At 70.2% G+C, this 262-nt stretch carries 1 protein-coding gene; it reads right to left on the reverse strand.

Annotated elements, in window-relative coordinates; translation table 11 throughout:
• Positions 1–262, reverse strand: a 262-nt coding sequence (locus C167_RS31935) for a methyl-accepting chemotaxis protein (RefSeq protein ID WP_037005698.1), incomplete at both ends; no start/stop codon positions are given.

Here is a 262-nt window from a genome sequence, read left to right on the forward strand (position 1 = left end):
CTCGGCCACCGCGCTCTGTTCCTCGGCGGCGCTGGCGATCTGCAGGTTCATGTCGGTGATCACCCCCACCGCCTCGCCGATGCGCTTGAGCGCGGCCACCGCCTGCTCCACCTGGCTCACGCTGTCCTGCGCCTGGCGGTGGCTGTTGCTCATGGCGCCGACCACGTCGCGGGTGCCGTTCTGCAGGCCTTCGATGACCTGGCGGATTTCCTCCACCGAGTCCTGGGTGCGCCGGGCCAGGTTGCGCACTTCGTCGGCGACC

It is taken from the genome of Pseudomonas nitroreducens TX1, assembly GCF_000313755.1.
Classification (GTDB): domain Bacteria; phylum Pseudomonadota; class Gammaproteobacteria; order Pseudomonadales; family Pseudomonadaceae; genus Pseudomonas; species Pseudomonas nitroreducens_A.